The organism is Rhizobacter sp. P2_H3, assembly GCF_056403355.1.
Window position 1 is genome coordinate 1 of sequence record NZ_JBFUFQ010000239.1, and the last position, 8,513, is coordinate 8,513.

General features: G+C 66.7%; 7 protein-coding genes and 1 pseudogene. 6 read left to right on the forward strand and 2 right to left on the reverse strand.

Going from position 1 to position 8,513, the window contains the following annotated elements; translation table 11 throughout:
• From ilvC to pbpG, 5 genes are all read left to right on the forward strand, one after another.
• On the forward strand, positions 1-695 hold a 695-nt coding region (gene ilvC / locus AC1D1T_RS27125), incomplete at its 5' end, for a ketol-acid reductoisomerase (RefSeq protein ID WP_477992840.1).
• Positions 696-816: 121 nt separating this feature from the next.
• A complete protein-coding gene (gene pssA, locus AC1D1T_RS27130) occupies positions 817-1,641 on the forward strand; it encodes a CDP-diacylglycerol--serine O-phosphatidyltransferase (protein ID WP_047512381.1) in 825 nt (274 codons plus the stop codon).
• 198 nt (positions 1,642-1,839) lie between these two features.
• Positions 1,840-3,537, forward strand: a complete 1,698-nt coding sequence (gene leuA / locus AC1D1T_RS27135; protein WP_477992841.1) for a 2-isopropylmalate synthase — start codon at positions 1,840-1,842, stop codon at positions 3,535-3,537.
• Positions 3,538-3,573: 36 nt separating this feature from the next.
• On the forward strand, positions 3,574-5,115 hold the full coding sequence (locus tag AC1D1T_RS27140; protein ID WP_477992842.1) for a 2-isopropylmalate synthase: 1,542 nt from the start codon (positions 3,574-3,576) through the stop codon (positions 5,113-5,115).
• A 144-nt stretch (positions 5,116-5,259) separates the two neighbouring features.
• Positions 5,260-6,309, forward strand: coding sequence for a D-alanyl-D-alanine endopeptidase (gene pbpG, locus AC1D1T_RS27145; protein WP_477992843.1), 1,050 nt, complete (start codon positions 5,260-5,262; stop codon positions 6,307-6,309).
• 56 nt (positions 6,310-6,365) lie between these two features.
• Here pbpG and AC1D1T_RS27150 read toward each other — a convergent pair whose 3' ends face one another.
• A complete protein-coding gene (locus AC1D1T_RS27150; protein ID WP_047511852.1) occupies positions 6,366-7,133 on the reverse strand; it encodes an IclR family transcriptional regulator in 768 nt (255 codons plus the stop codon).
• 76 nt (positions 7,134-7,209) lie between these two features.
• Complete coding sequence (gene hpnD, locus AC1D1T_RS27155; RefSeq protein ID WP_477841298.1) at positions 7,210-8,058, reverse strand: presqualene diphosphate synthase HpnD; 849 nt, start codon at positions 8,056-8,058, stop codon at positions 7,210-7,212.
• A gap of 201 nt (positions 8,059-8,259) precedes the next feature.
• Here hpnD and AC1D1T_RS27160 point away from each other — a divergent pair.
• Positions 8,260-8,513, forward strand: a pseudogene (locus AC1D1T_RS27160) (efflux RND transporter periplasmic adaptor subunit); the annotation flags it as partial.

Below are 8,513 nucleotides of genomic sequence, written 5' to 3' on the forward strand. Positions count from 1 at the left end.
GCTTCAACGTGCACTACGGCCAGGTCGTGCCGCGCGCCGACCTCGACGTGTGGATGGTCGCGCCGAAGGCCCCCGGCCACACGGTGCGCTCGACCTACACGCAAGGTGGCGGCGTGCCGCACCTGATCGCCGTCTATGCCGACAAGACCGGCAAGGCGCGTGACCTGGCGCTGTCGTACGCGGCAGCCAACGGCGGCGGCAAGGCCGGCGTGATCGAGACCAACTTCCGCGAAGAGACCGAGACCGACCTGTTCGGCGAGCAGGCCGTGCTGTGCGGCGGCGCCGTCGAGCTGATCAAGGCCGGTTTCGAGACGCTGACCGAAGCCGGCTACGCGCCGGAGATGGCCTACTTCGAGTGCCTGCACGAGCTGAAGCTGATCGTCGACCTGATCTACGAGGGCGGCATCGCCAACATGAACTACTCGATCTCGAACAACGCCGAGTACGGCGAGTACGTGACCGGGCCGAAGATCGTGACGGACGAGACCCGCCAGGCGATGCGCCAGGCGCTGAAGGACATCCAGACCGGCGAATACGCGAAGAGCTTCATCCTGGAGAACCGCGCCGGCGCCCCGACGCTGCTGTCGCGCCGCCGCCTGACGGCCGAGCACCCGATCGAGGTGGTCGGCGAGCAGCTGCGCGCGATGATGCCGTGGATCAAGAAGAACCGCCTGGTCGACCAGTCGAAGAACTGAGCGGCGCACCAGCCCGCCGACCCGAAAGGGCTGCACGCCGCGCGCGTGCGGCCCTTTTTCACGAAGGCGCTGCGGTATCCTTCGCGCCATTCCCCTCCACCCATGGCCCATGAGCGACGACGTGCACGACGGCGACCCCCACCTGCCAGATGCTGATGTGCCACCGGCGCGGCCGCGCCGCAAGGGCATCTACATCCTGCCGAACCTGTTCACGCTGGCGGCGCTGTTCGGCGGCTTCTATGCCATCGTGATGGCGATGAACGGCCAGTTCGAGCAATCGGCCATCGGCATCTTCTGCGCGATGGTGCTCGACAGCCTCGACGGCCGCGTGGCGCGCATGACGAACACGCAGAGCGCGTTCGGCGAGCAGATGGACAGCCTGTCGGACATGGTGTCGTTCGGTGCGGCGCCGGCGCTGATCGTCTACGAATGGGCGCTGAAGGACCTGGGCAAGCCGGGCTGGCTCGCGGCCTTCGTCTACTGCTCGTGCGCCGCGCTGCGCCTGGCGCGCTTCAACACCAACCTGAAGGTCGTCGACAAGCGCTTCTTCCAGGGGCTGCCCAGCCCGGCCGCTGCGGCGCTGGTGATGGGCTTCATCTGGCTGATGAACGACCAGGGCTTCATGGTCGACGAGGAGGGCGCCTGGCTCATCTGGACGGCGTTCGGCTTCACGCTGTATGCCGGGCTGACGATGGTGACCAACGTGCCGTTCTACAGCTTCAAGGACGTGAGCTTCAAGCGCTCGGTGCCGTTCGTCGTGATCGTCGCGATCGCGCTCGGCATCTCGCTGTTCACCTGGCACCCGCCGCTGGTGTTCTTCGGCCTGTTCGTCATCTACGGCCTCTCGGGCTACGGCGTCTACGTCTGGAAGCGGATGAAGGGCAAGCCGGTCAGCGTGATCGCCACGTCGATGGACGAGCCGGACGAAGAAGGCCTGCACCGTTGACCCCGCGGCAAGGCATGCTACATTCGCACCCCATGACGTTTCGCACCACGATCACTCTAGCGCTATTCCTAGGAGTACCCCGGGTGCGCTGATCGTTCACGTCCATCGTTTTCGTCTCAACGGCCCGATTGCAACCTGCAGCGGGCCGTTTTGCTTTTTGGAGTGCAGGTTGCCCCACACGACTCTCGAGGGATCGCCATGCTGAAGCAGCCGCACACCAAGTACCGCGCATTCAAACCCGTCGCCTTGCCCGACCGCCGCTGGCCGGATGCCGTGCTGACGCACGCACCGATCTGGCTCAGCACCGACCTGCGCGACGGCAACCAGGCGCTGATCGAGCCGATGGACGCGCAGCGCAAGCTGCGCATGTTCGAGATGCTGCTGCGCATCGGCTTCAAGGAGATCGAGGTCGGGTTTCCGTCGGCCTCGCAGACGGATTTCGATTTCGTGAGGTTGCTGATCGAGCAGGACTGCATCCCGGACGACGTGACGATCCAGGTGCTGACGCCGGCCCGCGAGCCGCTGATCCGCCGCACCTTCGAATCGCTGCAGGGCGCGCGCCGCGCCATCGTGCACCTCTACAACGCGACGGCCCCGGGCATGCGCCGCGTGGTGCTCGGCCTCGACGAAGACGGCGTCGTCGAGCTGGCGTCCAGCCATGCGCGCATCTTCAACGAGTGCGCCGCGGCGCAGCCCGGCACCGACTGGCACTTCGAGTACTCGCCCGAGACCTTCTCCGACACCGAGCTGCCGTTCGCCAAGCGCGTCGTCGACGCGGTGACCGCCGTGTGGCAGCCCACGCCGCAGCGCCCGTGCATCGTCAACCTGCCGACCACCATCGAGCGCTGCACGCCGAACGTGTTCGCCGACATGATCGAGTGGATGCACCGCCACCTCGAGCGGCGCGATGCGATCGTGCTGTCGGTGCATCCGCACAACGACCGCGGCACCGGCACCGCGACCGGCGAGCTCGCCCTGATGGCCGGCGCCGACCGCATCGAAGGCTGCCTGTTCGGCAACGGCGAACGCACCGGCAATGTCGACCTCGTCAACATCGCGCTGAACCTGTACACGCAGGGCATCGACCCGGGCCTCGATTTCTCGGACATCGACGAGGTGCGCCGCTGTGTCGAGCACTGCAACCAGCTGCCGGTGCATCCGCGGCATCCGTATGCCGGCGACCTGGTCTACACCTCGTTCTCCGGCTCGCACCAGGATGCGATCAAGAAGGCCTTCGCGCAGCGCCGGCCGACCGACATCTGGGACGTGCCGTACCTGCCGATCGACCCGGTCGACCTCGGGCGCAGCTATGACGCGGTGATCCGCGTCAACAGCCAGTCGGGCAAGGGCGGGGTGTCGTACCTGCTCGAGACCGAGTACGGCGTGGAGCTGCCGCGCCGCCTGCAGATCGAGTTCAGCGGCGTGGTCCAGCGCGTGATGGACGACAGCGGCAAGGAGCAGACCGCCGCCGACCTGTGGGCCGTCTTCCGGAGCGAGTACGGCATCGCCGACGCTCCCGTCGCACGCGCGACGGCGCCGACGATCACCGCGCAGGCCGACGGCTCGGTTCACCTGCACGGCACGGTCGGCCTGGGCGATCGCGAACTGGCGCTGGATGCGCAGGGCGCCGGGCCGATCGACGCGTTCGTCAACGCGCTGAACCGGCACCTGGCCGTGCCGGTGCGCGTGCTGGATTACCACGAGCATGCGATCGCCAGCGGCGCCGATGCGCGCGCTGCGGCCTACCTCGAGCTGCGGGTGGGCGATGCGGTGACGCTGTTCGGCGTCGGCATCGATGCCAACATCGTTTCCGCCTCGCTGAAGGCCATCGTGTCGGGCCTGCAGCGGGCGCTGCGCCGGGGCGAACTGGCCTTCAAGGCCGCAGAGCTCGCCTAAGATCCGAGCCGATCACCCGAACTGAGGAGTCACCCCATGACCGACAAACTGATCATTTTCGACACCACCTTGCGTGACGGCGAGCAATCGCCCGGCGCCTCGATGACCAAGGACGAGAAGCTGCGCATCGCCCGGCAGCTCGAGCGCCTGAAGGTCGACGTGATCGAGGCCGGCTTCGCGGCGGCGTCGAACGGCGATTTCGAAGCGGTGAAGGCGATCGCCCAGGCGGTGAAGGACAGCACCGTCTGCTCGCTGGCGCGCGCGAACGACCGCGACATCGCGCGCGCCGCCGAGGCGCTGCAGGGCGGCGCGTCGACGCGCATCCACCTGTTYCTCGCGACCAGCGCGCTGCACATGGAGAAGAAGCTGCGCATGACGCCGGACCAGGTGTTCGAGCAGGCGCGCCTGTCCACGCGCTTCGCGCGCAACCTGAGCGGCGATGTGGAGTTCTCGCCGGAAGACGGCTACCGCTCCGACCCCGATTTCCTGTGCCGCGTGCTCGAGGCGGTGATCGCCGAGGGCGCGACGACGATCAACATCCCCGACACCGTCGGCTATGCGATCCCCGAGCTGTACGGCAACTTCATCCTGGACCTGCGCCAGCGGATCCCGAACGCCGACAAGGCGGTGTGGTCGGTGCACTGCCACAACGACCTCGGCATGGCGGTCGCCAACTCGCTGGCCGGCGTCAAGATCGGCGGCGCGCGACAGGTCGAGTGCACGATCAACGGCCTGGGCGAGCGTGCCGGCAACTGCTCGCTCGAAGAGATCGTGATGGCCGTGAAGACGCGCCGCGACTACTTCGGCCTCGACCTCGGCATCGATGCGACGCAGATCGTGCCCGCCTCGCGCCTGGTCTCGCAGACGACCGGCTTCGTGGTGCAGCCGAACAAGGCAGTGGTCGGCGCGAATGCGTTCGCGCATGCGTCCGGCATCCACCAGGACGGCGTGCTGAAGGCGCGCGACACCTACGAGATCATGCGTGCCGAAGACGTGGGCTGGGCGGCCAACAAGATCGTGCTGGGCAAGCTGTCGGGGCGCAATGCCTTCAAGCAGCGCCTGCAGGACCTCGGCATCGCGATGGAATCCGAGGCCGAGATCAATGCGGCGTTCGCCAAGTTCAAGGAACTGGCCGACCGCAAGAGCGACATCTTCGACGAGGACATCCTCGCGCTGGTGATGGACGAGGCGGTGACGGCCGAGAGCGAGCACTACCGGCTGCTCGCGCTGTCGCAGCACTCCGAGATGGGCGAGCGGCCGCACGCCAAGGTCGCGTTCTCGGCCGGCGCCGTCGAGCACCATGCCGAGAGCGACGGCAACGGCCCGGTCGATGCCAGTTTGAAGGCCATCGAATCCAAGCTGCAAAGTGGCGCCGAAATGCTGCTCTATTCGGTCAATGCCATCACCTCGGGGAGCACAGAATCCCAGGGAGAGGTGACGGTTCGACTGCAGCATGGTGGCCGCGTCGTCAACGGAGTCGGGTCTGATCCGGACATCGTGGTGGCTTCGGCCAAGGCTTACCTCGCGGCCATGAACAAGCTGCACAGCAAGAGCGAACGCGTCGCTGCCCAGGGATGAGCTGATCTGCCGACTTTGTCACAGACCTGACAAACCCTAAGGTACAGATAGAGAAAGGGCGCGTAAGTTTTTGATCTTGCGCGCTTTTTTTCTTTCACCTACACTCGCGTCAGCGGCTGTCAAGGGGTTGTTGTGGCAAAAAAGATGCAAATTTCGGTATCGGCGATGATTCGCGGGTTGATCACGTTGATCACTGCAGTTGCGCTTCCGTTGGCGGCAGTTGCTGCGGACGGCACCGCCAAGCCCACCAAGCGCAAGGCCGCTGCCAGCGCCAAGGCCTCCCCCGCCAAGTCCTCCAAGAGCGCGGCCCGCAGCAAGCGGGTTCGCACCGTCGCCTTCGTGCCGGCGCGCCCGTCGTTCGGCCAGATCGCCGGCCTGCACAGCACGGTCGATGCGTTGGAGCTGAAATCCAGCGTCGCCCTGGTGATGGACCAGGACACCAATGAAGTGCTGTTCAGCAAGAATCCCGGCGCCGTGCTGCCGATCGCTTCGCTGACCAAGCTGATGACGGCCGTCGTCGTCACCGATGCCCAGTTGCCGCTGGATGAAACCCTCACGATCACGCAAGACGATGTCGACACCGAGAAGGGCAGCCGCTCGCGCCTGACGGTCGGCACCCAGCTGACGCGCGAAGAGATGCTGCACCTGGCGCTGATGTCGTCCGAGAACCGCGCCGCGCATGCGCTGGGCCGCCACTATCCCGGCGGCCTCGATGCCTTCGTCGCGGCGATGAACCGCAAGGCGATCGAGCTCGGCATGAACGACACGCACTATGTCGAGCCGACGGGCCYGTCCAGCCGCAACCAGTCGAGCGCGCATGACCTGGCCTCGCTGGTGAAAGAGGCGAGCACCCGTCCGCTGATCAGCGAGCTGTCGACCTCACCGGAATACCAGGTGATGGTCGGTCGCCGCATGCAGGCCTTCCACACCACCAACGGTCTGGTGCGCAGCCCCGAGTGGGACATCGGTGTGCAGAAGACCGGCTACATCTCCGAAGCCGGCCGTTGCCTGGTGATGCAGGCCAAGCTGGCCGGTCGCAAGCTGATCATGGTGTTCCTCGATTCGGCCGGCAAGTACTCGCGGATCGGCGATGCCGAGCGCGTGCGCCGCTGGGTGAACCAGCTGGCGCCGGTGGTGCCGGCGGTGGCAGCGCCTGCCACGGTGGCCCATGAGGCGCCGAAGCTCACGTCCTGAGCGCTGACGTTTCCGTCGATATCCGAGAAGCCCGGTGACGCCGGGCTTCTTGCATTTCAGCCGCGGTGCCCGAGCGCCGCCGAGATCTGCGAGGCGGTCGCCTTCAGCCGCTCCAGCCAGGCTTCCTCCAGCCGGTCGGCCGGCGCCGAGATCGACAGCCCGGCCACCAGCTTGCCCTGGTCGTCGAGGATGCCGGCGGCCATGCAGCGCACGCCCAGTTCCAGCTCTTCATCGTCGCGCGCGGTGCCGTACTGCATCACCTTCGACAGCTCGCGCTCCAGCGTGGCCACCTCGGTGATGCTGTTGCGCGTGTGGCCGGCCAGCCCGGTGCGGTTGGCATAGGCCCGCACGCGCTGCGGATCGTCATGCGCGAGGAACAGCTTGCCGACCGACGTGAGGTGCAGCGGTGCCCGCCCGCCGACGGCGCGAACCACCTGCATGCCAGAGCGTTCGCTGTAGGTGCGCTCGATGTAGACGATCTCGTCGCCCTGGCGCATCGACAGGTTCACCGGCTGGTGCGTCAGCTTGTGCAATTCGCGCATCGGGCCGAGCGCGGCGTCGCGCACGTCAAGGCGGGCCTTCACCAGGTTGCCCAGTTCCAGCAGGCGCATGCCCAGCCGGTAGCTGCCGGCCTCGGGCCGGTCGACATAGCGGCCGACCGTCAGGTCGTTGAGGATGCGGTGGGCGGTCGATGGGTGCAGCCCCGTCTGCTCGCTGATCAGCTTCAGCGAGATCGGATCCTGGTGGGACGCCAGCAGGTCCAGCAGCGAAAACATGCGCTCCAGCACCTGGATCGCCGGGGTCTGGCCCTCTTTGCTTTTCATCGCGGCACTCTCATTCAGTTGTCCGCCATTTTGCATGGCGAAAACTGGCTTGACCAGCGCCGTGGCGATGCGCGCCTCAGCGCCCCTTCCAGTGGGTGCGGGCGGCGATCCACAGCTTGCGGATCGGCGTCAGCGAGACGCGCTGGTGCAGCACTTGGAAATCGCCGGCTTCGATCTCGCGCAGCAGCGTGCGGTAGATGTTGGCCATCATCAGGCCGGGCTTCTGCGCCACGCGGTCGGCGTCGGGCAGCAGCGCGAAGGCCTCGTCGTAGCAGCGGTGCGCCCGCTCCGCCTGGAAGCGCATCAGCGCGGTGAAGCGCTCGCTGTAGCCCCATGGCGCGGTGCGCTTGAGCAGTTCATGCGCTTTCACGTCGAACTGCTGCAATTCGGAGATCGGCAGGTAGATGCGKCCGCGGCGGGCGTCGTCGCCGACGTCGCGGATGATGTTCGTCAGCTGCATCGCCAGGCCCAGCTTGTGGGCGTACTGCAGCGTCTGGTCGGTGCTGCGGCCGAAGATGCTGGCCGCGACTTCGCCGACCACGCCGGCCACCAGGTGGCAGTAGCGCTGCAGCCCGGCGTAGTCGAGGTAGCGCGACTGATCCAGATCCATCTGGCAGCCGTCGATCACCGCATTGAGGTGCTCGGCGCGGATGCCGAACTCGGCGGTGAGGGGCATCAGGGCCTGCATCACCGGATGGGAGGCGTGCCCGGCGAAGGCGCTGGCCGCCTCCTTGCGCCACCAGGCGAGCTTGGTGGCGGCGACGCCCGGGTCCTGAACTTCGTCGACGACATCGTCCACCTCGCGGCAAAAGGCGTAAAACGCGGTGATCGCCGCGCGGCGTGGCGGTGGCAGGAAAAGGAAGGCGTAGTAGAAGCTCGAGCCGCTCCTGGCGGCCTTGTCCTGCACGTATTGCTGGGGCGTCATCGTCGGTCGTGATCAATTCAGCGCGCATTGTCGCTGGGTCGGCCCCGGACGCTCGTGACGCATCGAAAGATGCCAGGGACGGTTTGACACCTGGGATTGACCCGAATACATTACTGACCGGTCAGTCAGTTGTACCGTAACTGACATCAGCCCCCGTCTCCAGAATTACCGCCCCCGTTCACCGCTTCGAAGAGGATTCCGATGCGATCCACGCTGTTCATTGCCTTGGCCGGTGTGGCCGTCCTGGCTGCCTGTTCCAAGACCGAGCCTGCCGCCGAGCCGGTGCGGGCGGTCCGCACGCTGACCGTCGCCAACGGGGCCGCGGGCGGCACCCGCGAGTACGCGGCCGAGATCAGGGCGCGCACCGAATCGAAGCTCGGCTTCCGGGTCGGCGGCAAGATCACGCGCCGCACGGCGAACGTGGGCGACACCGTGAAGGCCGGCCAGGTGCTCGC

Bases quoted from the DNA above. Each gene is read 5' to 3' on its own strand.
- leuA (WP_477992841.1), top strand. From the start codon at position 1,840: ATGCTGAAGCAGCCGCACACCAAGTACCGCGCATTCAAACCCGTCGCC.
- AC1D1T_RS27150 (WP_047511852.1), bottom strand. From the start codon at position 7,133: ATGAAAAGCAAAGAGGGCCAGACCCCGGCGATCCAGGTGCTGGAGCGC.